This is a genomic window from Pseudomonas sp. PvP027, assembly GCF_017833005.1.
Taxonomy (GTDB): domain Bacteria; phylum Pseudomonadota; class Gammaproteobacteria; order Pseudomonadales; family Pseudomonadaceae; genus Aquipseudomonas; species Aquipseudomonas congelans.
Genome location: NZ_JAFIBK010000001.1, coordinates 3,273,172 through 3,296,679, shown reverse-complemented (window position 1 = coordinate 3,296,679; position 23,508 = coordinate 3,273,172). Strand labels below are relative to the sequence as shown.

Here is a 23,508-nt window from a genome sequence, read left to right as displayed (position 1 = left end):
GGGTAACGACGGATCAGGCGTTGAGCTTGTGCTGCTTTTCGAGCTTCTTCTTGATCCGGTCACGCTTGAGGTTGGAAAGGTAATCGACGAACAGCTTGCCGTTCAGGTGATCGCATTCGTGTTGAATACAGGTCGCGAGCAGCCCTTCGGCCACCAGTTCGTAAGGCTTGCCATCGCGGTCCAGGGCTTTGACGCGGACCTTTTGCGGACGGTCGACGTTCTCGTAGAAGCCCGGTACCGACAGGCAGCCCTCCTGATACTGATCCATTTCATCGGTCAGTTTTTCGATTTCAGGATTGATGAAGACCATCGGTTCGCTGCGGTCTTCACTGAGGTCCATGACGACCACGCGCTTGTGGACGTTGACCTGAGTCGCGGCCAGGCCAATACCTGGCGCTTCGTACATGGTTTCAAACATGTCGTCGACCAACTGGCGAATGCCGTCGTCTACCATCGCCACAGGTTTGGCGATGGTGCGCAGGCGCGAATCGGGAAATTCGAGGATGTTTAGAATGGCCATATACGTAAGAGCTGCACTGTTAAGGTAAAGTCAATGTTGGGTGCCGGGCCCGGGAGTTCAAGGCAGGCAGCCCAGGACAGGACTCTAGGGTTCGCGTGAGGCAACATGATAAAGGGATTCACCGCATGAGGAAATCACTACTCGCCCTGCTGCTGCTGACCGCCAGCGGTCTTGCGCAGGCGCAAGTGCAACTCAGGGAAGGCTATCCACAGAGCTACACCGTTGTCGCCGGGGACACACTCTGGGACATTTCCGGCAAGTTCTTGCGTGAACCGTGGAAATGGCGCGAGATCTGGCGGGCCAATCCGCAAGTCCATGATCCCGACCTGATCTACCCCGGTGACACCCTCGCGCTGACCTGGGTCGATGGTCAGCCGCGTGTGACGCTCAATCGCGGCGAGTCGCGCGGCACCATCAAATTGTCACCCCGTGTGCGCAGCACGCCGATGGTCGAGGCCATTCCGAGCATTCCGCTGGGCGCGATCAACGCATTCCTGATCAGCAATCGGATTGTCGACAGCGCCGAGCAGTTCGACAAAGCCCCCTACATCGTTGCGGGCAATGCCGAGCGCGTGCTCAGTGGCAACGGTGATCGGGCCTACGCACGGGGCGCGCTGGACCCGGCGCAGAGCGTCTATGGCATCTTCCGTCAGGGCAAGACCTACGTCGATCCCAAGACCCAGGAAGTGCTGGGCATCAACGCCGATGACGTCGGCAGCGCCGAGGTGGTTGCCACCGAGGGTGACGTCTCGACCCTGATTCTGCAGCGCTCCACACAAGAAGTGCGCCTGGGCGACCGTTTGTTCAGCAGCGAAGAGCGGGCCATCAACTCGACGTTCCTGCCCAGCGCCCCGCAGGCTCCGATAGACGGTTTGATTCTGGATGTGCCACGCGGCGTCACCCAAGTCAGCGTGCTGGATGTGGTCACGCTCGACAAGGGCAAACGCGACGGCCTGACCGAGGGCAACGTGCTGGCGATCTACAAGACCAGCGAGACCGTGCGCGACCGAATCACCGGTGAACAGGTAAAAATCCCCGACGAACGGGCCGGTCTGCTGATGGTTTTCCGTACCTACGACAAGCTTAGTTACGCCTTGGTCCTGCAGGCCAACCGATCTTTGGCCATCATGGACAAGGTTCGCAACCCGTAGACGCATGTTTCAGATCTGACACGGAATTGTGTGACGAACCAGACACTTATCAAATTGTTGTCAACAGAGTTATCCACAGGTTTGTGCATCACTCGGGATGCACGATGGATCAGGGACGATCTCATGCCATTGTTCGAAAATGCCCCCTCTTCGCCCGCAGAGCTGGAAGCGCGTTTGCGTATGCATCGCTTGCCCGAGATAGGGCCAAAGCGCTTTTCCAGACTGATCGAAGCCTTCGGTTCGGCATCGTCGGCGTTCAGTGCACCGGCCAGCGCATGGCGTGCACTGGGCATTCCCGGTGCCTGTGCCGAGGCGCGCCGTGACCCTTCCGTACGTGATGGTGCCAGTGCCGCACTGGCCTGGCTGGAGCGTCCGGCCCAGCATTTGCTGATGTGGGACGACCCTGGTTACCCCGCACTGCTGGCACAGATCGCCGATCCACCGCCGCTGATCTTCATTGCCGGCGACCCTGCGATCCTTGAGCGTCCGCAGTTGGGAATGGTCGGCAGTCGTCGCGCCTCCCGACCCGGGCTGGACACCGCCAGCGCTTTTGCGCGCAGCCTGGCGGCTGCCGGTTTTGTGATCACCAGTGGCTTGGCGCGGGGTATCGACGGCGCCGCGCATCAGGGCGCATTGGATGTCGGGGGGCTTACAATCGGCGTGCTTGGCACCGGGCTCGAAAAACTTTATCCACAGCAGCATCGCGCCCTTGCCGCGCAGATGGCGGCCCAAGGCGGCGCAGTGATTTCCGAGTTCCCGCTGGACGCCGGACCGCAGGCCAGCAACTTCCCGCGACGTAACCGAATCATCAGCGGCCTGTCGCTTGGCATAGTGGTGGTCGAGGCCAGTGTCGCCAGCGGTTCGTTGATTACCGCGCGGCTGGCCGCCGAGCATGGACGGGAGGTTTACGCGATACCCGGCTCGATTCATCACCCTGGCGCCAAGGGCTGTCATCAGTTGATACGTGACGGCGCGACACTGGTCGAGACCGTCGAGCACATTCTTGAAGGCTTGCAGCACTGGAAGCGTGTTGCGCCCGACATCGATCCTGTCACGCCTGCGAAGCCTGCCCTTTGCGATCATCCGCTGTTGGCGCTGCTGCACGCCGCACCGCACACCAGCGAGGGGCTGTCGGTGTCATGTGGCTGGCCATTGCCCAAGGTATTAGCGGGCCTGACCGAGCTGGAGCTGGACGGACGCATAAGCTGTGAAGCAGGACGATGGTTCGCCAGAGCGACCTGAGGTTAAACTGCCGCCAGGATCCAGTGGAGAGACAAACAATGGTCAGCAGTTGGCGAGTGCAACAAGCCGCTCAGGATATTCGAGCCGGTGCGGTGATTGCCTACCCGACCGAGGCAGTCTGGGGGCTTGGGTGCGATCCATGGGATGAAGAAGCGGTCTATCGTCTGCTGGCGATCAAGTCACGGCCGGTGGAAAAAGGCCTGATCCTGATTGCCGACAACATTCGCCAGTTCGATTTCCTGTTCGAAGACTTCCCCGAATTGTGGCTCGACCGCATGGCCAGCACCTGGCCGGGGCCCAACACCTGGCTGGTACCGCACCAGAACCTGCTGCCCGAGTGGATCACCGGCATTCACGAAACCGTGGCGCTGCGTGTTACCGATCACCCTACCGTACGTGAACTGTGCGCGCTGGTCGGTCCGTTGATCTCCACCTCAGCCAACCCGGCGGGTCGCCCTGCTGCGCGTTCGAGATTGCGCGTCGAGCAGTATTTCCGCGGGCAGATCGACGGCGTTCTCGGCGGCAGCCTGGGCGGGCGTCGAAACCCCAGCGTGATACGTGATATCGCGACCGCTCAGATCGTGCGCGCCGGCTGACGCTGGCGCACACAGAGCGCATTCAGGGGCAGGCAATCAAGGGATCAAAATGGTCGAGCCAGTGGTGCGCCGTGCCGACAGCTCGGCCTGCGCCTTGGCGGCGTCCTTCAGGGCATACTGCTGAATGCCGTCGACCTTGAGTTTGCCACTGGCGAGCATGTCGAACAGCTCGTCAGCCATGGTTTGCAGGTTCTGCGCATTGTTGGCGTAAGAGCCCAGGGTCGGACGGGTGACGTACACCGACCCCTTTTGCGCCAGAATCCCGAGATTCACGCCCGAGACCGGCCCGGACGCATTGCCGAAGCTCACCACCAGCCCACGTGGTGCCACGCAGTCGAGCGACGTCAGCCAGGTGTCCTGACCCACACCGTCGTAGACCACCGGGCATTTCTTGCCGTCGGTCAGTTCCAACACGCGCCTGGCGACGTCTTCATGGCTGTAATCTATGGTTTCCCAGGCACCCAGCGCCTTGGCGTGAGCGGCCTTCTCCGGCGAACTGACCGTGCCGATCATTTTGGCGCCCAGCGCCTTGACCCACTGGCAGGCCAGCGAGCCCACACCGCCCGCGGCGGCATGAAACAGAATGGTCTCGCCCGGCTTCACCTGATACGTCTGACGCAGCAGATACTGCACCGTCAGGCCCTTGAGCATCAGGGCTGCGGCCTGCTCGAAACTGATCGAGTCAGCCAGCTTCACCAGATTCGCTTCAGGCAGTACGTGCACTTCACTGTAAGCCCCCAGCGGCCCGGTGCCGTAAGCGACACGATCCCCGACCTTGAAGCGCGTCACCTCGGCACCCACCGCCTCGACCACCCCCGCCCCTTCGGCACCGAGGCCGGAAGGCAGCGGCGCCGGATACAGCCCGCTGCGGTAATAGGTATCGATGAAATTCAGGCCAATGGCCTTGTTACGCACAACCACCGCCTGCGGCCCCGGAGCCTCCGGCTCGAAGTCGACATATTCAAGAACCTCGGGTCCTCCGACAGTGCTGAACTGGATACGCTTTGCCATGTGCTCTCTCCTTGATGGTTAAAACAAGCTGCGAAAGCCCCCATCGGACTCCTTCCCCGGACCTTCGTCAACTGCCAGCCCGCGTCGCCGATGGTATGCTACGCGCCAATTTGCCTGCGCCTCTTTTGCTGCGGGGGCTCAGCCGTTTGACGTCAGCCGTAAGGGATCCTCATGAGTACCCGTACCGAGGCCGTAAAAGCCTACCTGCTCGACCTGCAAGACCGTATCTGCACCGCGCTTGAACAGGAAGATGGCAGCGCACACTTCATGGAAGATGCCTGGACGCGTCCGGCGGGCGGCGGTGGTCGCACGCGGGTGATCGAGAATGGCACGGTCATCGAGAAAGGCGGGGTCAATTTTTCCCATGTTTTCGGCAGCAATCTGCCGCCGTCTGCCAGCGCTCATCGGCCTGAACTGGCCGGGCGTGGTTTCGAGGCGCTGGGCGTGTCGCTGGTGATTCATCCGCACAACCCGCATGTGCCGACGTCCCACGCCAACGTGCGCTTCTTCATTGCCGAGAAAGAGGGTGAAGAGGCCGTGTGGTGGTTCGGTGGCGGTTTCGACCTGACGCCTTATTACGGCGTCGAGGAAGACTGTGTGCACTGGCACCGGGTCGCCGAGCGCGCCTGTGCGCCCTTCGGTGAGGATGTCTACCCGCGCTACAAGGCCTGGTGCGACAGTTACTTCCACCTCAAGCACCGCGATGAACCGCGCGGCATCGGTGGTCTGTTTTTCGATGACGTGAACCAGTGGGATTTCGACACCAGCTTCGCCTTCATCCGCGCCATAGGTGATGCGTTCATCAATGCCTATCTGCCGATCGTGCGGCGTCGCAAGGCAGCGGCCTATACCGTGCAGCAACGTGAGTTTCAGGAATTCCGTCGCGGTCGCTACGTCGAGTTCAACCTGGTGTATGACCGCGGCACGTTGTTCGGTCTGCAATCGGGGGGGCGTACCGAATCGATCCTCATGTCGCTGCCGCCGCAAGTGCGCTGGGGTTATGACTGGAAAGCCGCGCCGGGCAGCGAAGAGGCGCGTCTGACCGAATACTTCCTCACCGACCGGGACTGGCTGGCCGAAAACTGAGCCGATTCACCGCCGCAAGGCGCTGCACACGCAAACAGATCAGGAACACACATGGACCAGTACGTCGTCTTCGGTAATCCCATCGGCCACAGCAAGTCGCCGTTGATTCATCGCCTGTTTGCCGAGCAAACCGGGCAAACGCTGGATTACCAGACCTCGCTGGCACCGCTGGACGATTTCACCGCGTTTGCCCAGGCGTTTTTCCAGGCCGGGCGTGGTGCCAATGTCACTGTGCCGTTCAAGGAACAAGCCTGGCGCCTCGCCGACAGTCTGACCCAACGAGCGCAGCGCGCCGGGGCGGTCAACACCCTGAGCAAGCTCGATGACGGTACTCTGCTGGGCGATAACACTGACGGTGCAGGGCTGGTACGCGATCTGACGGTCAATTGCGGGCGCAGTCTGCGTGGTCAGCGCATTCTGTTGCTGGGCGCAGGCGGTGCGGTGCGTGGCGCGCTGGAGCCCTTGCTTGCGCAACAGCCCGCTGCGTTGGTGATAGCCAATCGTACGGTCGAGAAAGCCGAGCGACTGGCGCAGGAGTTTGCCGACCTCGGGCCGGTATTCGCCAGCAGCTTCGACTGGCTTGAAGAGTCGGTGGACGTGATCATCAATGCTACCTCTGCCAGCCTGGCCGGAGAGCTTCCCCCGATTGCGCCCAGCCTCATTCAGCCGGGAGCGACCTTCTGCTACGACATGATGTACAGCAACGAGCCCACTGCTTTTTGCCGTTGGGCCACCGAGCACGGCGCGGCGCAGGCGGTGGATGGTCTGGGCATGCTGGTCGAGCAGGCGGCAGAAGCCTTTCTGCTGTGGCGCGGTGTACGCCCGGAATCGGCTCCGGTGCTGGCCGAATTGCGCAGGCTGTTGGCGGCTGGCTGACTGAAAAACTATCGTGCCAATGCTCCGCGTTGGCATGCCGTTCTGGACGCTCCGCGTCCTCTTGCCACGCAGAGCGTCGCGAAAGGCATTGCCACGCTGGAGCGTGCGGAACGAGAGTGAATGGCAGAGATTCAATCCTCAAACAGAATCGGGCATTTCTCCGCCCCTTCCAGCTTGTGCAACTCCTCGATCACTTGCGGCTTGGCATTGCGCAGGACCAGCACTCTGCCCTGACGGCCCAGACGTCTGGCTTCCTGATGGAGCATCTCCACGCCTGAGTAATCGATGAAGTTGATCTGTTGCGCATCTATCACCACTCGCACACCTTCGGTACGTTGCAGGCGGGTTTGCAGGTAGTGGCTGGCGCCGAAGAAGATCGATCCGCCGACCCGCAGGACCTCCTCGTCGCCCTCGCGCCATTGCTGGACGCGCGGTTGCGAGGTGCGCTTGAGGTAGAAGAACAGCGAGGCCAGCACCCCGGCGTAGATCGCGGTTTGCAGCTCCAGAAGCAGAGTGGCCAGACAGGTCAGCGCCATCACGAAAAACTCGGCGCGGCTGACGCGGAACAACGCACGAATGCCTCGGCGATCTACCAGCCCCCAACAGATCAGCAGAATTGAGGCGGCCATGGCCGGGATCGGAATGTGCGATATCAACGAGGCACCGGCGACTGCGAACAATGCCACCCATAGCGCGGAAAATACCCCCGCCAACGGTGAGCGCGCACCCGCTTCGTAACTCAATGCCGCACGGGTGAAAGATCCGGCTGACAGGTAGCCGGAGAACAGCGAGCCGACCATATTCGACAGCCCCTGGGCACGCACTTCCTGATTGGCATTGAGCATCTGTTGCGAACGAGCCGACAGCGAGCGGGCAATCGACAGGCTGTTGACCAGCCCGAGCATGCCCACTGCCACGGCGGTCGGCAGCAGCTTGAGGATCAGTTCGAGGTCCAGCGGCAACGGGCTGAAGGGTGGCAGATGGCCGACGAAGGCGCTGACCACACGGACATGGCCGAACATCGCCGGCCACAGCCACACCAGCAGGCTGCTCGACACCAGTGCGATCAACAGCGTCGGCCAGCGAGGCACCAGGAGCTTGAGTCCGATACCCAGCGCCAGGGTCAACAGACCGAGCATCAGCGAAGACAGATCGACTTCACGCCAATGCTCGAGCACGGCAGTCAGGCTTTTGAGCGCGGTGGTCTGACTCGGCAGATCGATGCCCAGCAGATTGGGCATCTGCCCCAGCGCAATCACCACCGCAGCGCCCAGGGTGAAACCCAGCACCACCGAATGCGAAACGAAATTCACCAATGCACCGAAGCGCATCATCCCCAGCAACAACTGAAATACGCCGGCGATGAAGGTCAGCAGCAGGATCAACATGATGTAGTCCTGACTGGCCGGGACGGCGAGCGGGCTGACACTGGCGTACAGCACGATGGAAATAGCCGCAGTCGGCCCACAGATCAGGTGCCACGACGATCCCCACAGGCAGGCCACGAGGACTGGAACAATCGCAGCGTACAGACCGTATTCAGGCGGCAGCCCGGCGATCAGTGCGTAAGCTATGGATTGCGGCAGAGCCAGAATGGCGCCACTCAGGCCCACCAGTGCATCACGCCCGACGCTGACGCGATTCTGCTGCGGCAGCCAGGCGAGAAAGGGTAGAAATTTATGGCGATTGAGCCAGCGCATCGGTCCCTCGGGTGAATTGAACGTAGAGGACGCAGCGCGTCCAGAACGGCATGCCCACGCGGAGCATGGGCACGATAGTCGGACGCCTATCGTTCCTCACGCTCCAGCGTGGGCATGCCTTGGGTGACGCTGCGCGTCACAGACCTTCGCCACACAGCGCACCCAAGGCTTTACGCCTACAAACTGGCCTTCACCGCCGCCAGCCCGTCCTTGCCATCAACGGTCTGTACGCCCTCCAGCCACTTGTCCAGCACCGCCGGGTTGGCCTTGATCCAGGCCGTTGCCGCTTCGCTGTTGCTGACCTTCTTGTTGACCACCTCGGCCATGATGCTGTTTTCCATGTCCAGGGTGAAGCTCAGATTGGTCAGCAGCTTGCCGACGTTCGGGCAGGCTTGCGCATAATCCTTGCGGGTCAGGGTGAAGACCGAGCCGGTGTCGCCGAAATATTTCTCGCCGCCCTTGAGGTAGTGCATACCCTTGATCTGCACGTTCATCGGGTGCGGCGTCCAGCCGAGGAACACCACAAAGGCTTTTTTCTTCACGTTGCGATTGACCTCGGCGAGCATCGAGGTCTCGCTGGATTCCACCAGCTTCCATTTGCCCAGGTCGAATTCGTTCTTCTTGATGATCTCCTGCAGCGACAGATTGGCAGGTGCGCCGGAACCGATGCCGTAGATCTTCTTGCCGAACTTGTCAGCGAATTTGTTCAGATCGGCAAAGTCATGCACACCGGCATCCCAGACGTAATCCGGCACGGCCAGGGTGAATTCGGTGCCCTCAAGGTTTTTCGTCAGTTGTGTCACATCGCCGGTGGCCACGAACTTGTCGTAGAAGCCCTGCTGCGCCGGCATCCAGTTACCCAGAAACACATCCAGCTTGCCGTCTTTCAAGCCGCCATAGGCAATCGGCACCGCCAGGGTATCGACCTTGGGTTTGTAGCCCAGACCTTCGAGTACCACGCTGGTCATGGCGTTGGTGGCCGCAATGTCGCTCCAGCCGGGATCCGCCATCTTCACGGTGCTGCAACTGGCATCCTCTGCCTGCGCTGCAAGGCTGCCGAGGGCCATGACCGCGACCGCAACGGTTGTGGATAACTTTTTCATTGATGTACCCCTTTTGATTTTTTGGTGTGGGCAGGGTCAAGGTTGCGGATAACGTGCCTTACGCTCCAGATCGTCCAGATCAATGTGGTTGCGCATGTACTGCTGACTGGCGTCGACCAGTGGCTGGTGATCCCAACTCTTCAGCTTGCCGGTTGCCAGCGATTTGGCGACGAAGCGCCTTCTGCGCTGGCTGGCGAGCACCTGTTGGTGTATCGCCGGGATGTCCCACTTGGCCCGAGCTTCGGCCAGGAAATCATTGAACAGCTTTTCATGGGTGGGTAACTGGCTGAGGTCCTTCTGCTCTTTCGGGTCCTTCTGCACATCGAACAGCAGGCACGGGTCCTGTTCCGAATAGATGAATTTGTACGCGCCACGACGGATCATCATCAGCGGGCTGGTCGTACCTTCGGCCATGTACTCACCGAAGACCTCATCGTGCCCGCCTTTGCATTCCAGATGCGGCATCAGCGAACGTCCGTCCAGCGGCATTCCGCTGTCCAGCGTGCCATTGGCCATTTCGACAAAGGTCGGCAGCAGGTCGGCAGTCGATACCGAAGCACTGACCCGTCCCGGCTTGAATTGCCCCGGCGCGTACACCACCAGCGGCACACGGGCGGCCATTTCGAACCAGTGCATTTTGTACCAGAGGCCCTTCTCGCCGAGCATGTCGCCGTGATCGCCGGAGAACACCACGATGGTGTCTTCCGCCAGCCCGACTTCATCGAGCGTCTGCATCAGTTTGCCGACGTTGAAGTCAATGTAGCTGCATGCGCCGAAATAGGCGCGGCGTGCATCACGAATCTTGTCGGTCGGCATGGGCTTGTCCCACAGGTCGTAGACCTTGAGCAGCCGTTGCGAATGCGGATCCAGCTCGGCCTGATTGGCGTGCGGCGGGGGCATCGGAATATCTTCGTCGGCGTACAGGTCCCAGAACGGCTTGGGAATGGTGTACGGATCATGAGGGTGAGTCATGGAAACAGTCAGGCAGAACGGTGCATCACCGTCCTGACGCACATGGTCGTAGAGGTATTGCTGGGACTTGAATACCACCTCTTCATCGAAGTCCAACTGGTTGGTGCGGATGCACGGACCGGCCTGCAACACCGATGACATGTTGTGATACCAGCTTGGCCGCACGTCCGGCTCGTCCCAATTGACCGACCAGCCGTAGTCGGCCGGGTAGATGTCACTGGTCAGGCGTTCTTCGTAGCCATGTAACTGGTCCGGTCCGCAGAAATGCATCTTGCCTGCCAGGGCGGTCTTGTAGCCCAGCGTACGCAGGTAGTGGGCATAGGTCGGAATATCAGCCGGGAAGTCGGCTGCGTTGTCGTACGCACCGATCCTGCTTGGCAGTTGGCCGCTGACCAGGGTGAAGCGCGACGGCGCGCATAGGGGGCTGTTGCAATACGCCGAATCGAACACTACGCCGTCGGCTGCGAGACGGCTCAGGTTCGGCATCAGAATCGGGGACCGGGCGTAAAACGGCAACATTGGCGCGGCCATTTGATCGGCCATGATGAACAGAATATTTTTGCGCTTCATGTAATCGCTGCATCCCATTGTGAAAAGTTATGCGAAAGTGCCGGCTATGAGGATGGAGTCCATACGTTTCAGGGTAAAGCCCATACACAGCAATGCCTAGGATAAGCCCAGCTAATGTTTGAATCTTTCGGCGATGTGTCACTCGACCTGCTGCGTGCATTTGAAGTCGCGGCGCGCTTGCGCAGCTTCACCGCGGCAGCCCTCGAACTGGGCACGACACAGCCCGCTGTCAGCCAGCAGATCAAGCGCCTCGAAGAGCAACTCGCTACACGCCTGTTCGACCGCATCTACCGTGGCATCGAATTGACCGACGCCGGTGAAGTGTTATTCAGCCATGTGCAGGCCGGGCTGCAATCCATCGACAGCGGATTGATAGCGATCACCGAACAACACCAGCATGAAGTGCTGCAAGTGGCGACCGACTTCGCCTTCGCCGCCTACTGGCTGATGCCGCGTCTGCACCGCTTCCACAAGGTCAACCCGGACGTGGATGTCAGCCTGGTCACCAGCGAGCGTACCCACAGCATGTTACGCGCCGATATCGACGTGGCCGTGCTGTTCGGTGACGGGCGCTTCAAACAGGGCGAAAGCCACTGGCTGTTCAGCGAAGAGGTCTTTCCGGTGTGCAGTCCGCAATTGCTCGCCGGTCGCCAGACACCGCTGCCCAACGACGCACTGCGCGACTTTCCGCTCCTGCATCTGCGTGGCGAAAGCATCAACCACTGGTTTGACTGGGCTGGCGTATTTCGCGCGCTCGACATCCCGCAAGCCCCCGCGCCCGGTCAGTTGCGCTTCGACAACTACACCCTGCTGATCCAGGCTGCCATCGGCGGACAAGGCATCGCCATCGGCTGGCGTCACCTGGTCGACGACCTGCTCGATCAGGGCCTGCTCTGCCGCCCTATCGCCGGCGCTGCGATTTCCGGCCAGGGCTATTACGTGGTCCTGCCCCAGCGCAAACGCCGCGTGCAGATCGTTCAGCAGTTCGTGGACTGGCTGGCCAGCGAGCAGGCATTGAGCGGGGTTTCGCTGACGGGTAGGCCATTGCCGTCGATTGCGGTTTAGGGAGGCGGTGTTCAAGGTTGAATTAAATGTAAGTTCGAAGCAATTAGTGGTTAGATAGGAAATTTCTTACAAGTTTTACGGACGTAAGCGGGTTTACTTTTGTTCTTATATAGCATTACTTAGGTTGTGTATTAGATGGCGGCTGCACCTGGAATGACTTTAAGTTATGGCTTTCTCAAATAGACGTGTGTGACGCGATTTGATAATTTCAATCATCATGGATCTTGCTTAAAAGCGCATAAAGCGAGTATTTGAGATTTAACTTATAGATCAGTTTAAGTGCTCCTAAATAGAGCGCTTTGTCCATGCCGTATCAATACTGACCAGTTTATGGCATGCAGCGAGTGATCATAGGCCCAAAAATCTATATCAAATCAATAAGGCTGTGGAAGGCTGCTATGAGCTTTGCTTTTTACTATTTAAGATAATGGATGGATTTAACGTGCTTGGAAAAAAGAAAAACAATATTATGAAAGTTTTGCTGTTTGGCGCGCTATTGGGAAGTCAGCTTGGACATTCTGAAGAGTTAGAGTCTACGCCGTATGATTTAGCACCGAAGAAAAATCGTGGGCTGGTTTCTAATGCGGTTGACAGCGTTGACCCTTGGTCCGGGAATCTCAAAGTCAGTCATATTGATTTAAGTATTCCTGGGACGGCAGGCATGGATATCAATATTCATCGAAGCTACGACCTACAGCGTTTAACCGCCGGGCTTGCTGCGCCTTATAGGCAAAGTACGGAATGGACCGCTTTAGGACCCGGTTGGACAATCGCGGCAGCGCCGAAGATTTATCATGCCACCAATTATCATCTTCGTGATCGTAGCGGGACACCTAACTATTACATGAACTCAACTTTTCAGTTGTGTAACAATCAAGGTGAACGTCCCAGTGCCCGATTTAATTTAAGACTTCCGGATGGTAGTAGCGAAAAATTTTATCGTGTTGCACCTTATGAAGACAGAACCAAATCAAATTGGCGTTTACGTTGCGATTCAATGGTGCTTACGCTAACGTCGCCATCTGGAATTAGGTATGACATGGGGCGTGCCGATGTAGATATGAAATTTAGTGCTTCAGTTACATCGTTTCCTATCGAAGATCCAGATTTTACAGAATCTATTTTTCTGACAAAAAAGGCAACTGACCTTAATGGTAACTGGATTGCTTACGACTATACTCAGTTTGGCCCCCCTTTAAGCGTTCCAATTTCAGGGAGTGTTTATATTGACCACTGTCTTCAAGCCAACCTTGAAGACGCCGCCAACTGCGAAAAATCCGATATGCTTTTATCTAGGATAACGTCCAGTGACGGCAGAGCTGTTGATTTTAATTACGACCCTGCGACAGGCCGCCTGCTTTCGCTGGTCGATAATAATCAGCGCATGGTTCAGTATGGATATACCGCGAAAGACCATCTGAACTCTCAGGCCCTGGCGCAGGTAACTGGGCCTACTGGAGAAGTCTGGAAGTATGCATATCACCCTGGAGAATGGTTTCAGATAGTAGTTTCCAATGAAAGTTATGCGAATGATCAAAGAGCTGCCGCTCGCAAACTTATATCGATTGAGCAGCCCAGCGGTGGAAAAACGACATATGAATACTCATATGTGGATCTAGAAGGCCGTCTTGGTGGACGCTTTGTCTGGTCGCGTTTCGAGCGTATAAGCCGCAAAATTGATGCAGCCAGAAATCACTGGGCTTATGCCTATAATCGTGGAAATATTGGACAATACGATAGTACAGTTATCACCGGGCCGGATGGCACAACCATCCATGAGTTCATTGGCCCTGGATACAGTATTGCTACAGATGGAAACACTATAAATAATACCGTATGGAGTATAGGAAGTCCGGTTAAAATTACCCGCCCGGACGGGAGTTATGAAACATACAAGTGGCAGCAACGGTTTATTTCACATGGAAGAGAATATGTGTTTGAACTCGGTGTAGTCACGGACGATACAATCTGGGCAGCTGACCTTCAAGAGCGAACTTTTGTCCGTGATGGCGCAACCTACAGTAGTCACTACTCTAACTACGATGCTTATGGCAATCCTGGAATACTGACTGAAACAGGTCCTAATAGTGATGGTCGAACTACTACGCTGACTTGGTATAATAATACTGATAAATGGATAATAGGTCGCCCTATAGATCAGATGTCACCTGATAGTTCTGTACATCGTATCTACGATGAGAACGGTAAGCTAATCAATTACAATCGCGATGGTGTTGCGACTGCGTATACCTACGATGCGCAAGGTAATAAAGCAACGCAAATTTGCCCGGGTGATCGTCATTACAACTACACGAATTATAAACTCGGTACTCCGCAAACTGAGGTTCAGCCAGAGGGTATTACTATTTCGCGTGCAGTCGACGACGCTGGCAATGTTACCTCTGAGACCAACGGTGAAGGCCACACAACACACTACGAATACGACAGGCTGAATCGCATAACATCTATCACTCCGCCGCAAGGCGCTGGTCAAAAAATAATATACACACCCACCAGCAAGACATATCTGCGCGGCAATCTGTCCGAGATAACTCAATATGATCTATCTGGTCGTGTCTCCAGTATTGTCAGAGGTGATATAACAACCACCTATGCGTACGATGCCTATGGCCGCGTAACGTTTACTTCAGACCCTAACTCAAGTATGGGAACCAGTTATCAGTATGATGCGCTGGGTCGCGTCATTCGGATCACCCATGCGGACGGTACCTACCAGAGCACTGCCTACGGTTTTGCCCACAAAGTCATAACTGACGAACGAGACAATTCCACTACTTATAACTATCGTGGCTATGGCGACCCCGAAAAATTGTCTCTGATGTCATTTCAGCCGTCGAATCCGGCAGCCAGTATAACCTTGACTCGAAATGGTCGCGAACAAGTGACGTCGGTTACACAAGGCAATTTCACACGCCATTACGGCTATAACGCAAATGGTTATTTGATCTCGGTCAGCAATCCCGAAACTGGAGACACCGTCTACGGTCGAGACATTGCAGGCAATATGACTTCAAAGCAGGTGGGGCAGTCAGATATTACAACGTACACATACGACGGGCAGAATCGACAAACTGCAATCGATTATGCGCAAGGCACTCCCGCTATCAAAAATACTTATGATAAACAAAATAATCTGCTAATAGCGGACAGCAGTACGGGTATTCGAAGCTTTACATACAATCCTGCAGGGGGCGTCATAACGGAAAGCCTTTCTATTGAAGGTAAGCTGTTTGAGCTTTCTTATGGCTACGATGAAAATGATCGGCTGAAAAGCCTCACTTATAATCCGTCTGGTCGCATAGTTGAATATGCGCCAGACGTATTAGGCAGGCCCACAATGGTATCGGGCTACGTTAGCAATATTGCTTATTGGCCGAACGGTATGATTAAGCAGGTCATCTATGCCAACGGTGCGGCGGTCAGTTACGAACAAAATAGTCGTCTCTGGCCAGCTTCTTTCAACATTACCTCACCCGCTGGAGTCGATTACCTGAAAAGCATGTACGACTATGATGGTGCGGGTAACTTGTTGACCATCAGGGACGGTGTGGACAACAGCATGGACCGTACCCTTGCTTACGACAGCCTTGATCGTTTGGTGAGTGCCGATGGTTTCTGGGGGGTAGGAACCCTCGCCTACGACGGTGTAGGAAACTTGACCCAAAAAACGTTTGGCGATTCAAGCCTGAACTATAACTACGATATACAAAACCGCCTGACTTCTGTCGATGGACAGCGCATTGATAGTATAAACTACGATGCTTATGGCAACGTCAGCAGTAGTGCTGACAACGCTTACCTTTACAATAATGTTCCCAATCTTGTATGCATTAACTGCGAGAGTCCCGACAAAAAAGTTGAATATCAGTACGATGGTTTGAATCAACGCAGTTCCGTCAGTTCTGCGGGCAACAAAATATACGAGATGCAAGATGCCGATGGAAGGTTACGGATGGAACTCGAGGGAGATAAGCTAACCGAGTATTTCTATTTGGGTGACCAGCGCATTGCACAGCAGGTAAGCCCATGATCGGGTGTCAAGGAAACCGAACCATGCAAATTGTAAAAAAGCTATTTCGCAAGATCAGTGTCGCAATGCTGGCACTCATGGTGACTCATGCCGCTTTGGCAAACAATGTTACCTATTTTCATAATGATATATCCGGCAGCCCTATGGTTGCGACCGATGCAACTGGCAATCTACTCTGGAAGGAAAGTTATAAACCGTATGGAGAAAAACTAAACCAAACGAGTCCAGTCAGTAGCAACAAGGTCGGTTTTCATGGAAAAGTATTTGACGATAATAGCGGCCTTTCTTATATGGGGGCACGGTATTACGATCCACTGCTCGGTCGCTTCATGGGTGCTGATCCGGTCGACTTTCAGGAAGGTAATCTGCATAGCTTTAATCGATATGCTTATGCTAACAATAATCCATATAAGTTCTCTGATCCTAGCGGTATGTATGCTGACCTCATTATCGAGACGATGAGCTTAGCGGTTGGTATGGCTAGTTTTCATCAGAATGTAAAAGAGGGGAATTATGGCGCAGCGGCCTTAGATGGTGTCGGTATCGCTGCAGATGGGGTACTCGCTGCGATTCCCATGGTACCTGGAGCAGCAGGTTTGGCCATTCAGGGAGCACGAGGACTGGAAAGGGCATCCGATATACGTCCGCATGTCGACAACACTACATCATCCGCAGCCCCTGACTTCTTGATATCACCCAACGGGACTGTCTTTCCTGTGCCCAAGGATGCGACGGGCCCTTCGGCTAGTGTGAATCCTGCAGGGAATGTCACAGGTTCTGCTTTCACTAATGGTAGGGGTGGCGATAACGGACAGGTTAATGTAATGCGCGTTATGCAGCCGACACCTCCGAGAGGCAGTAGCCCGGGCTATAAAAATGGATACATTAAATATGAGAATAGGTCAGGTCAGGGTGTCGACCCTTATACAGGACGGACATTGCCAAATTCAAAAAGTCATTTTCCAATCAAATAATGGAGTGTTGTGCGATGAGCGTACTTACCAGTCTTGTTGGGTCTAATGTTGTAAGTGCATGCATAGTGCATGACTACTTTCAAATATCTTTTGCTGAAGGTATCATATTAAATGTCAACAATTCATATCGTATTGTTGGCTCGACAGTGAAGAGCCTGCGTGGGAAAAAACTTGTAAACGTCTCAGAAGACGAGCAAGAAGTTGAGTTGGTTTTCGAAGGTTTAACAAGAATTAGAGTTGATATGAGTCCGGATGGATTTCAAGGGCCGGAGGCTATGCAGCTTTTGAGGCCAGGATTTCCTATGGTTATCTGGAATTAGCTTTACTTGGTTTAAGATGCATGGGCTTGTATGGATAAGTATAAGCCTTGCTCTGCTAGCTGTAGATGGGTTAAGAGTTTTTACACCGCGTCGAGAGAAGTAAAGGGTGAAGATAGATTTTTTCGATGCCAGTAACGATCAAGAAGTAGAAATTGCGCGCCGTTTGGTTTTCTGATGCGGGGCGCAATCCTCAACCAGAAGACTTGAAAGACGCTGGCTTCTTACAGAAGCCGGACCTAGTTCTCATCGGTAAGCTTGTCTTGTTTGAGCTTGAGGATATTTACGGTGCAACATTTATTGTGTTGGCGGAGAGCGTTAGTTTAGACTCTTTGACACGATGTAGCGTTGTGCGTTTAGAAGGTCATCCAACTCCAGCGTTATGGGTTGGACGGCTTTTTTGTGAGGCCGCTTTATCAACCATCATGCAGGATCTACGATCGATCTACACACGAGAAAAACGAGCAAGGCTGGTCACACACCTGCACCAGTAAGGTCTTCAGCCGAGAAAGGAACCCCTACCTCAATGCAAGACATCCACGGCTACCACGCCCACATCTATTTCAACGCCCAAACCCTCGACCAGGCCCGAGCCCTGTGCGAAGCCGCAACCGAGAAATTTGCCGTGCAGATGGGACGTGTCCATCAGAAGCTGGTCGGGCCGCATCCGGACTGGAGTTGTCAGTTGGCTTTTGGGCATGAGTTGTTGGCTGACGTTACCCTATGGCTGGCACTGAATCGCGATGGGCTGGTGGTGTTTCTGCATCCTTTGACGGGCAATGAGTTGCGTGACCATACCGATCATGCGATCTGGATGGGCGAAGTCAGGCCTCTTGATTTGAGTGCGCTGACTGGCTGATAGCCAGCTTCCTGGCCATTTTCCTTCTACGGTTACCAGCGCATCCATCGTCGAAAAGATCGGTGTAAGATAGCTCCGCTGAAAAATGACCGCTCGGTCCGTCGCAGCGCACACATCAACAAAATGGTCACGTATACGCTTCAACCTCATGAGCTGCCTGCCATGGGCGATTGAATCGAATGCTGAAAGACCAGAACAGAGGATCATCAGAAATGCCGGATCTGCTCATCGATGGTAAGACACTTCACTATTCCGACCAGGGCACTGGCCCGGTGGTATTGCTCGGTCACAGTTATCTCTGGGACAAGGCGATGTGGAGTGCACAGATTGATACTCTGGCCAGCCAGTATCGGGTAATCGTGCCGGATCTGTGGGGACACGGAGATTCCAGCGGGTTTCCTGAGGGCACTCGCAATCTCGATGACCTGGCGCGGCATGCGCTGGCGCTGCTGGATCATTTGAATATCGAGCGTTGCAGTATCGTCGGGCTGTCGGTCGGCGGTATGTGGGGCGCAATCGCTGCGCTGCTCGCGCCGGAGCGCATCACCGGGCTGGTGCTGATGGACACCTATCTGGGCAAGGAGACCGAGGCCAAGAAAGCCTATTACTTTTCGCTGCTCGACAAGCTGGAAGAGACGGGTGCGTTCCCTGCGCCGCTGCTGGATATCGTTGTACCAATCTTCTTCCGTCCCGGGATTGATCCGCAGTCGCCTGTGTACACCTCGTTTCGTAAAGCGCTTGCCGGCATGAATGCCGAGCAGTTGCGTCAGTCCGTCGTACCACTGGGAAGGATGATTTTTGGTCGTGATGACCGCCTCGGGTTGATCGAGCAACTGAATGCCGACACCACGCTGGTGATGTGTGGCGACGCGGATATCCCCAGACCTCCCGAGGAAACCCGTGAGATGGCGAACCTGATCGGCTGCCCTTACGTGCTGGTGCCTGAGGCCGGGCATATCGCCAATCTGGAAAACCCGGCGTTTGTATCGGGTGCGCTGATGGCGTTTCTGGCGCGGGTCAATCAGAAGCAGGGTTGAGCTGAGCTGGTTTCCGCGCTGGGCGGCCCTCAAGATCGGACGCGGATCGTCCAGAACGGCATGCGACGCGGAGCGTCGCACGATAGTCGAGATTATCGTTCCTCACGCTCCAGCGTGGGATGCCTTGCGTGACGCTCCGCGTCACAAGTCTGCGCGTCGCCGCGCATTCAAGGACGGCAGCACCCCATCAATTCAGCACACCGTCCAGAATCGCGTACACAATCCCCGAACCGACGGCGATCAGCACGACGTCGGTGCCCAGGCGGCGCCATTCATAGCCGTCGTAATGTGGCAGGTATTGCAGCGAGCGGCTGTCCAGGCGTTTGCCGTAGCCAGGTGGCAACGGACGGCCTTTGGCGATGTGTACGCCCGGCGGCAGTGGCTGGCCCCGGCCGATGACGTCGCGGTGTTGCTGGAAGGTCTCGCGTACCGGGCCGAAATCCTGCGGTGGGCGGTTGCCGCCGCGGTTGTCCTGATGGGCCTGTCTGCCGGGCGGGTTGGCCGGACCTTTGTCCAGACCCCTGCCATTGTCGTTGCCCGGCCCACGGTCATTGCCGCGTTGGTTATTCCCGCCGTCGTTCTGCGGACCCGGCTGCTGGGCACCACGGTTGTCGTCCGGGCCACCACCGCGTTGATCAGGTGGTGCAGCTTGCAGCAGCGGACTGGTGCTGATCATCAAGATACCCAGTCCGGTGATAAAACGGTTTGGCAGTTTCATGGTGCTTCCTCGGCTTCACGCGATGCAGCAAAAAGGGGTTCATGACGCTGGTCATGAACCCCTTATGTCTTGCTACATAGAACCGCCGGTCAGGCTTTGATTCCTCTGTATCAGAAACTTTACCCTCAGCGGCGAGCGCTACGTACGCCCTCGGCCAGTGCCGCGCACAGCGTCAGCACGCCGTCGACGGCCTGCTCCGGCGACTCGGCGCTGGCGATCTTGTCGACGAACGCCGAGCCCACGACCACGCCGTCAGCCAGACGCGCAATCGCTGCGGCCTGCTCGGGTGTGCGGATACCGAAACCGACGCTGATCGGCAGGTCGGTGTGACGGCGCAAGCGAGCGATGGCTTCAGTGACGTGCTCGGTGGTGGCCGAGCCAGCACCGGTCACACCGGCAACCGACACGTAGTAGACGAAGCCGGAACTGCGCTCCAGCACACGCGGCAGACGCGCATCGTCGGTGGTCGGTGTGGTCAGACGGATGAAATCGATGCCGGACGCCTGTGCAGGCGTCGCCAGCTCGGCGTCGTGCTCGGGTGGCAGGTCAACAATGATCAGACCGTCAACGCCTGCTTCCTTTGCCTGCGCCACAAAGGCTTCGACACCAAAGCGGTGGATCGGGTTGTAGTAACCCATCAGCACGATCGGCGTGGTCTGATCGTCGACACGGAATTCGCTGACCATCTGCAGGGTTTTCTGCAAGGTCTGGCCAGCGTCCAGAGCACGCAGGGTCGCCAGCTGAATCGCCACGCCGTCAGCCATCGGATCGGTGAACGGCATGCCCAGCTCGATTACATCGGCACCCGCAGCAGGCAGGCCCTTCAGGACTTTCAGCGAAGTGTCGTAGCCAGGGTCACCGGCGGTGATGAAGGAGACCAGCGCCGCACGACCTTCGGTTTTAAGCTGGGCGAAACGATGTTCTAGACGGCTCATACCAGCTGCTCCTGAGTGTGTTCGGCGGCGGCCATATGGTTCATGACGGTTTGCATGTCTTTGTCACCGCGCCCGGACAGGCACACGACCATCAGGTGATCGTCGCGCAGGTTGCTCGCGCGCTTCATGGCTTCGGCCAGGGCGTGAGCGGTTTCCAGCGCCGGGATGATGCCTTCGAGCAGGCAGCACTGATGGAAAGCGTCCAGCGCTTCGTCATCGGTGATGCTGACGTACTCGACGCGCTTCACTTCGTGCAGGAATGCGTGCTCCGGGCCGATGCCCGGGTAGTCCAGGCCGGCAGAGATCGAGTGTGCATCGGTGATCTGTCCGTCGCCGTCCTGCAGCAGGTAGGTACGGTTGCCGTGCAGCACGCCCGGTACGCCGCCGTTCAGGCTGGCCGCGTGCTTGTCGGTGCTGACGCCATGACCGCCCGCTTCAACGCCGATGATTTCCACGCTGGCGTCATCCAGGAACGGATGGAACAGGCCCATGGCGTTGGAACCGCCGCCGACACAGGCGACCAGGCTGTCTGGCAGACGACCTTCCTTCTCCAGCATCTGCTCTTTGGTTTCCTTGCCGATGATGGCCTGGAAATCACGGACCATCGCCGGGTAAGGGTGCGGACCTGCAACGGTACCGATCAGGTAGAAAGTGTCGTCGACGTTGGTTACCCAGTCACGCAGCGCTTCGTTCATCGCATCTTTCAGGGTGCCGGTGCCGGAAGTGACCGGGACGATTTCAGCGCCCAGCAGCCTCATGCGGAACACGTTCGCCTGTTGGCGCTCGATGTCGGTGGCGCCCATGTAGATCACGCAAGGCAGGCCGAAACGTGCAGCAACGGTGGCAGTCGCAACGCCGTGCATACCGGCACCGGTTTCCGCGATCAGGCGTTTTTTGCCCATGCGTTTGGCCAGCAGCACCTGGCCGATGCAGTTGTTGATCTTGTGTGCGCCGGTGTGATTGAGCTCTTCACGCTTGAAGTAGATCTTCGCGCCGCCGCAGAACTCGGTCAGGCGCTCGGCGAAGTACAGCGGGTTTGGACGGCCCACGTAATCGCGCTGGAAATAGGCCATCTCTTTGATGAATTCCGGATCGATCTTGGCGGCTTCGTACTCGCGGTTGAGGTCGAGCACCAGCGGCATCAGAGTTTCAGCCACGTAGCGGCCGCCGAATGAGCCGAACAGGCCGTTGGCGTCGGGGCCGCTGCGGAAATTGGTCTGGGTCATGAAGTGCTCCAGTTGCAGTATTGGGCGAATGGGTCGAGCCGTATTGGCAATGGGTCCACTTTAACCAGCGCAAGGCCGGATGAAAACCGATAAGATCGCTGCAACCTGTCAGGAAAACTCACAGATCATGAGCCGCGACCTCCCTCCCCTCAATGCGCTGCGCGCCTTCGAAAGCACTGCCCGGTTTGGCAGTGTCAGTCAGGCGGCCGAACAGCTGAACGTGACGCATGGCGCGGTCAGTCGCCAATTGAAAGTGCTTGAAGAACACTTGGGCGTAAGCCTGTTCAGCAAGGACGGACGAGGCTTGAAACTCACAGATGCAGGTATTCGTCTACGCGATGTCAGCGGCGACGCGTTCGACCGGCTGCGCGTCGTGTGTGCAGAGCTGAGCAAGGGCAGCGCAGACGCGCCGTTCGTGTTGGGTTGCTCGGGCAGCCTGCTGGCGCGCTGGTTCATTCCGCGCTTGAGCCGCCTGAATGCCGAGCTGCCGGACCTGCGTCTGCACTTGTCGGCAGGCGAAGGTGATCTTGACCCGCGTCGGCCGGGCCTTGATGCCCTGCTGATATTTGCCGAGCCGCCATGGCCGGCAGACATGCAGGTATTCGAACTGGCAAGCGAGCGAATCGGACCGGTATTGAGCCCACGCTTCGCGCGATTCGAGCGTTTGTTCGATGCGCCTGTCGAGGCGTTGCTGGAAGAATCATTGCTGCAAACCACATCGCGTCCGCAGGCGTGGCCAAGCTGGGCGCAACAGAACGGCATCGACCCGCAGTCATTGCGTTACGGGCAGGGTTTCGAGCATTTGTATTATTTGCTGGAGGCGGCCGTAGCGGGCCTTGGCATCGCGATTTCGCCGGAACCTCTGGTCATCGATGACCTGAAAGCCGGTCGCCTGGCTGCGCCTTGGGGATTCAGTGAAACCCCGGCGCAGCTGGCGCTTTGGGTACCCGGACGTGCGGCCGATGGACGGGCGCAGCAGCTTGCTCAGTGGTTGAAAAATGAGCTGAAGCGGTCCGGGGAACCGATCAGAAACTGATCAGTTACCGCGCTTGAACAGCATGTAGGCAGCGATCAGGCCAATGGCACCTACCGCAACGCCGGCGGTGGTCCAAGGGTGTTCCTGAGCGTAGTCACGGGTTGCCAGTGCGTTTTCGCGGGTTTTCTCTTTGACGTCTTCGTAGACATCGCTGAGCAGGCTGCGCGAGTGGCTCAGCGCGCTTTCAGCGTTGGCTTTCAGATTCTTCAGTGTCTTGCGCGACTCGTCGGTAGCGTCGGCTTTCAGGCCCTCGAGGGACTTCAGGAGGCTCTCGATTTCAGCTTCCATACTCTGCAACGAGGCTTTGCGAAGTGACGTAGTAGCCATGGTGTTTCTCCTGCAATGATGAGTGAGCGTGTTGTTTCGGACTCCGGGCTTTTTGGAAAGTGCGATGGGATTTTTGCAAAGGTCTGAACTTTTGCGCGCCTTCTCCTGACAGAAGCAGGGAGCGCGCTCTATATCG

21 protein-coding genes are annotated in these 23,508 nt (G+C 56.9%); 12 read left to right on the top strand and 9 right to left on the bottom strand.

The window, feature by feature from the left end; genetic code table 11:
* Positions 1-13: 13 nt before the first annotated feature.
* The gene (gene def, locus JOE33_RS13985; protein WP_010430165.1) at positions 14-520 is read right to left on the bottom strand and encodes a peptide deformylase; all 507 of its coding nucleotides are present in this window, start codon (positions 518-520) and stop codon (positions 14-16) included.
* Between the two features lie 125 nt (positions 521-645).
* On the opposite strand from def, the gene JOE33_RS13980 reads away from it, so the two are divergent.
* From JOE33_RS13980 to JOE33_RS13970, 3 genes are all read left to right on the top strand, one after another.
* Positions 646-1,671: a LysM domain-containing protein gene (locus tag JOE33_RS13980; RefSeq protein WP_010430167.1), complete on the top strand. Its 1,026-nt coding sequence runs from the start codon at positions 646-648 to the stop codon at positions 1,669-1,671.
* Between the two features lie 123 nt (positions 1,672-1,794).
* Positions 1,795-2,913 (top strand): DNA-processing protein DprA, encoded by a 1,119-nt coding sequence (gene dprA, locus JOE33_RS13975; RefSeq protein ID WP_032611267.1) that lies wholly within the window; start codon positions 1,795-1,797, stop codon positions 2,911-2,913.
* Between the two features lie 38 nt (positions 2,914-2,951).
* The gene (locus JOE33_RS13970) at positions 2,952-3,509 is read left to right on the top strand and encodes an L-threonylcarbamoyladenylate synthase (RefSeq protein WP_003340101.1); all 558 of its coding nucleotides are present in this window, start codon (positions 2,952-2,954) and stop codon (positions 3,507-3,509) included.
* A 36-nt stretch (positions 3,510-3,545) separates the two neighbouring features.
* On the opposite strand, the gene JOE33_RS13965 is transcribed toward JOE33_RS13970, so the two are convergent.
* A complete protein-coding gene (locus JOE33_RS13965; protein ID WP_187625346.1) occupies positions 3,546-4,520 on the bottom strand; it encodes a quinone oxidoreductase in 975 nt (324 codons plus the stop codon).
* Between the two features lie 171 nt (positions 4,521-4,691).
* Between JOE33_RS13965 and hemF the strand changes: the two genes are divergently transcribed.
* Together hemF and aroE are read left to right on the top strand one after the other, a co-directional pair.
* Positions 4,692-5,606, top strand: coding sequence for an oxygen-dependent coproporphyrinogen oxidase (gene hemF, locus JOE33_RS13960; RefSeq protein WP_003401477.1), 915 nt, complete (start codon positions 4,692-4,694; stop codon positions 5,604-5,606).
* A gap of 51 nt (positions 5,607-5,657) precedes the next feature.
* A complete protein-coding gene (gene aroE, locus JOE33_RS13955) occupies positions 5,658-6,482 on the top strand; it encodes a shikimate dehydrogenase (protein WP_010430188.1) in 825 nt (274 codons plus the stop codon).
* 131 nt (positions 6,483-6,613) lie between these two features.
* Here the strand turns inward: aroE and JOE33_RS13950 are convergent, their stop codons facing one another.
* The 3 genes from JOE33_RS13950 to betC form a co-directional block, all read right to left on the bottom strand.
* Positions 6,614-8,182, bottom strand: a complete 1,569-nt coding sequence (locus JOE33_RS13950) for a SulP family inorganic anion transporter (protein ID WP_010430191.1) — start codon at positions 8,180-8,182, stop codon at positions 6,614-6,616.
* 176 nt (positions 8,183-8,358) lie between these two features.
* A complete protein-coding gene (locus JOE33_RS13945) occupies positions 8,359-9,285 on the bottom strand; it encodes a choline ABC transporter substrate-binding protein (RefSeq protein ID WP_122578751.1) in 927 nt (308 codons plus the stop codon).
* 36 nt (positions 9,286-9,321) lie between these two features.
* Positions 9,322-10,827 carry a choline-sulfatase gene (betC, locus tag JOE33_RS13940; RefSeq protein ID WP_187625345.1) on the bottom strand — a complete coding sequence of 502 codons (1,506 nt, stop codon included), beginning with the start codon at positions 10,825-10,827 and terminating at the stop codon, positions 9,322-9,324.
* Positions 10,828-10,941: 114 nt separating this feature from the next.
* Here betC and JOE33_RS13935 point away from each other — a divergent pair, with 114 nt between their 5' ends.
* The 6 genes from JOE33_RS13935 to JOE33_RS13910 all read left to right on the top strand — a co-directional run bounded on the left by JOE33_RS13935 (position 10,942) and on the right by JOE33_RS13910 (position 19,130).
* Positions 10,942-11,892, top strand: a complete 951-nt coding sequence (locus tag JOE33_RS13935) for a LysR family transcriptional regulator (protein ID WP_010430202.1) — start codon at positions 10,942-10,944, stop codon at positions 11,890-11,892.
* A gap of 442 nt (positions 11,893-12,334) precedes the next feature.
* A complete protein-coding gene (locus JOE33_RS26045) occupies positions 12,335-15,943 on the top strand; it encodes a hypothetical protein (protein ID WP_338125241.1) in 3,609 nt (1,202 codons plus the stop codon).
* A gap of 23 nt (positions 15,944-15,966) precedes the next feature.
* Positions 15,967-16,917 carry an RHS repeat-associated core domain-containing protein gene (locus JOE33_RS13925; RefSeq protein WP_096124900.1) on the top strand — a complete coding sequence of 317 codons (951 nt, stop codon included), beginning with the start codon at positions 15,967-15,969 and terminating at the stop codon, positions 16,915-16,917.
* Positions 16,918-16,931: 14 nt separating this feature from the next.
* Positions 16,932-17,237 carry a hypothetical protein gene (locus tag JOE33_RS13920; protein WP_096124899.1) on the top strand — a complete coding sequence of 102 codons (306 nt, stop codon included), beginning with the start codon at positions 16,932-16,934 and terminating at the stop codon, positions 17,235-17,237.
* Positions 17,238-17,760: 523 nt separating this feature from the next.
* Positions 17,761-18,093, top strand: a complete 333-nt coding sequence (locus JOE33_RS13915) for a DOPA 4,5-dioxygenase family protein (protein WP_054091601.1) — start codon at positions 17,761-17,763, stop codon at positions 18,091-18,093.
* A gap of 212 nt (positions 18,094-18,305) precedes the next feature.
* Positions 18,306-19,130, top strand: coding sequence for an alpha/beta fold hydrolase (locus tag JOE33_RS13910; protein WP_187625344.1), 825 nt, complete (start codon positions 18,306-18,308; stop codon positions 19,128-19,130).
* A gap of 187 nt (positions 19,131-19,317) precedes the next feature.
* On the opposite strand, the gene JOE33_RS13905 is transcribed toward JOE33_RS13910, so the two are convergent.
* The 3 genes from JOE33_RS13905 to trpB all read right to left on the bottom strand — a co-directional run bounded on the left by JOE33_RS13905 (position 19,318) and on the right by trpB (position 22,009).
* A complete protein-coding gene (locus JOE33_RS13905) occupies positions 19,318-19,848 on the bottom strand; it encodes an anti-virulence regulator CigR family protein (protein ID WP_187625343.1) in 531 nt (176 codons plus the stop codon).
* 125 nt (positions 19,849-19,973) lie between these two features.
* On the bottom strand, positions 19,974-20,783 hold the full coding sequence (gene trpA / locus JOE33_RS13900) for a tryptophan synthase subunit alpha (protein ID WP_187625342.1): 810 nt from the start codon (positions 20,781-20,783) through the stop codon (positions 19,974-19,976).
* Entirely contained in the window at positions 20,780-22,009 is a 1,230-nt protein-coding gene (trpB, locus tag JOE33_RS13895) for a tryptophan synthase subunit beta (protein WP_032611291.1), read from the bottom strand. The genes trpA and trpB overlap by 4 nt, the downstream gene beginning before the upstream one ends.
* Before the next feature lie 79 nt (positions 22,010-22,088).
* Between trpB and JOE33_RS13890 the strand changes: the two genes are divergently transcribed.
* Positions 22,089-23,045 (top strand): LysR family transcriptional regulator, encoded by a 957-nt coding sequence (locus JOE33_RS13890; RefSeq protein ID WP_187625341.1) that lies wholly within the window; start codon positions 22,089-22,091, stop codon positions 23,043-23,045.
* Here JOE33_RS13890 and JOE33_RS13885 read toward each other — a convergent pair whose 3' ends face one another.
* Positions 23,046-23,372 (bottom strand): DUF883 family protein, encoded by a 327-nt coding sequence (locus JOE33_RS13885; RefSeq protein WP_003318456.1) that lies wholly within the window; start codon positions 23,370-23,372, stop codon positions 23,046-23,048.
* Positions 23,373-23,508 lie beyond the last annotated feature (136 nt).

Excerpts from the sequence above, each read along its gene's own strand:
- hemF (WP_003401477.1), top strand. The coding sequence starts at position 4,692 with ATGAGTACCCGTACCGAGGCCGTAAAAGCCTACCTGCTCGACCTGCAA.
- JOE33_RS13945 (WP_122578751.1), bottom strand. The coding sequence starts at position 9,285 with ATGAAAAAGTTATCCACAACCGTTGCGGTCGCGGTCATGGCCCTCGGC.
- aroE (WP_010430188.1), top strand. The coding sequence starts at position 5,658 with ATGGACCAGTACGTCGTCTTCGGTAATCCCATCGGCCACAGCAAGTCG.
- JOE33_RS13885 (WP_003318456.1), bottom strand. The coding sequence starts at position 23,372 with ATGGCTACTACGTCACTTCGCAAAGCCTCGTTGCAGAGTATGGAAGCT.
- dprA (WP_032611267.1), top strand. The coding sequence starts at position 1,795 with ATGCCATTGTTCGAAAATGCCCCCTCTTCGCCCGCAGAGCTGGAAGCG.
- betC (WP_187625345.1), bottom strand. The coding sequence starts at position 10,827 with ATGAAGCGCAAAAATATTCTGTTCATCATGGCCGATCAAATGGCCGCG.
- JOE33_RS13935 (WP_010430202.1), top strand. The coding sequence starts at position 10,942 with ATGTTTGAATCTTTCGGCGATGTGTCACTCGACCTGCTGCGTGCATTT.
- JOE33_RS13920 (WP_096124899.1), top strand. The coding sequence starts at position 16,932 with ATGAGCGTACTTACCAGTCTTGTTGGGTCTAATGTTGTAAGTGCATGC.
- JOE33_RS13910 (WP_187625344.1), top strand. The coding sequence starts at position 18,306 with ATGCCGGATCTGCTCATCGATGGTAAGACACTTCACTATTCCGACCAG.
- JOE33_RS13980 (WP_010430167.1), top strand. The coding sequence starts at position 646 with ATGAGGAAATCACTACTCGCCCTGCTGCTGCTGACCGCCAGCGGTCTT.
- JOE33_RS13925 (WP_096124900.1), top strand. The coding sequence starts at position 15,967 with ATGCAAATTGTAAAAAAGCTATTTCGCAAGATCAGTGTCGCAATGCTG.
- JOE33_RS13965 (WP_187625346.1), bottom strand. The coding sequence starts at position 4,520 with ATGGCAAAGCGTATCCAGTTCAGCACTGTCGGAGGACCCGAGGTTCTT.
- JOE33_RS13970 (WP_003340101.1), top strand. The coding sequence starts at position 2,952 with ATGGTCAGCAGTTGGCGAGTGCAACAAGCCGCTCAGGATATTCGAGCC.
- JOE33_RS13890 (WP_187625341.1), top strand. The coding sequence starts at position 22,089 with ATGAAAACCGATAAGATCGCTGCAACCTGTCAGGAAAACTCACAGATC.
- JOE33_RS13905 (WP_187625343.1), bottom strand. The coding sequence starts at position 19,848 with ATGAAACTGCCAAACCGTTTTATCACCGGACTGGGTATCTTGATGATC.
- def (WP_010430165.1), bottom strand. The coding sequence starts at position 520 with ATGGCCATTCTAAACATCCTCGAATTTCCCGATTCGCGCCTGCGCACC.
- JOE33_RS13915 (WP_054091601.1), top strand. The coding sequence starts at position 17,761 with ATGCAAGACATCCACGGCTACCACGCCCACATCTATTTCAACGCCCAA.
- trpA (WP_187625342.1), bottom strand. The coding sequence starts at position 20,783 with ATGAGCCGTCTAGAACATCGTTTCGCCCAGCTTAAAACCGAAGGTCGT.
- JOE33_RS13950 (WP_010430191.1), bottom strand. The coding sequence starts at position 8,182 with ATGCGCTGGCTCAATCGCCATAAATTTCTACCCTTTCTCGCCTGGCTG.
- trpB (WP_032611291.1), bottom strand. The coding sequence starts at position 22,009 with ATGACCCAGACCAATTTCCGCAGCGGCCCCGACGCCAACGGCCTGTTC.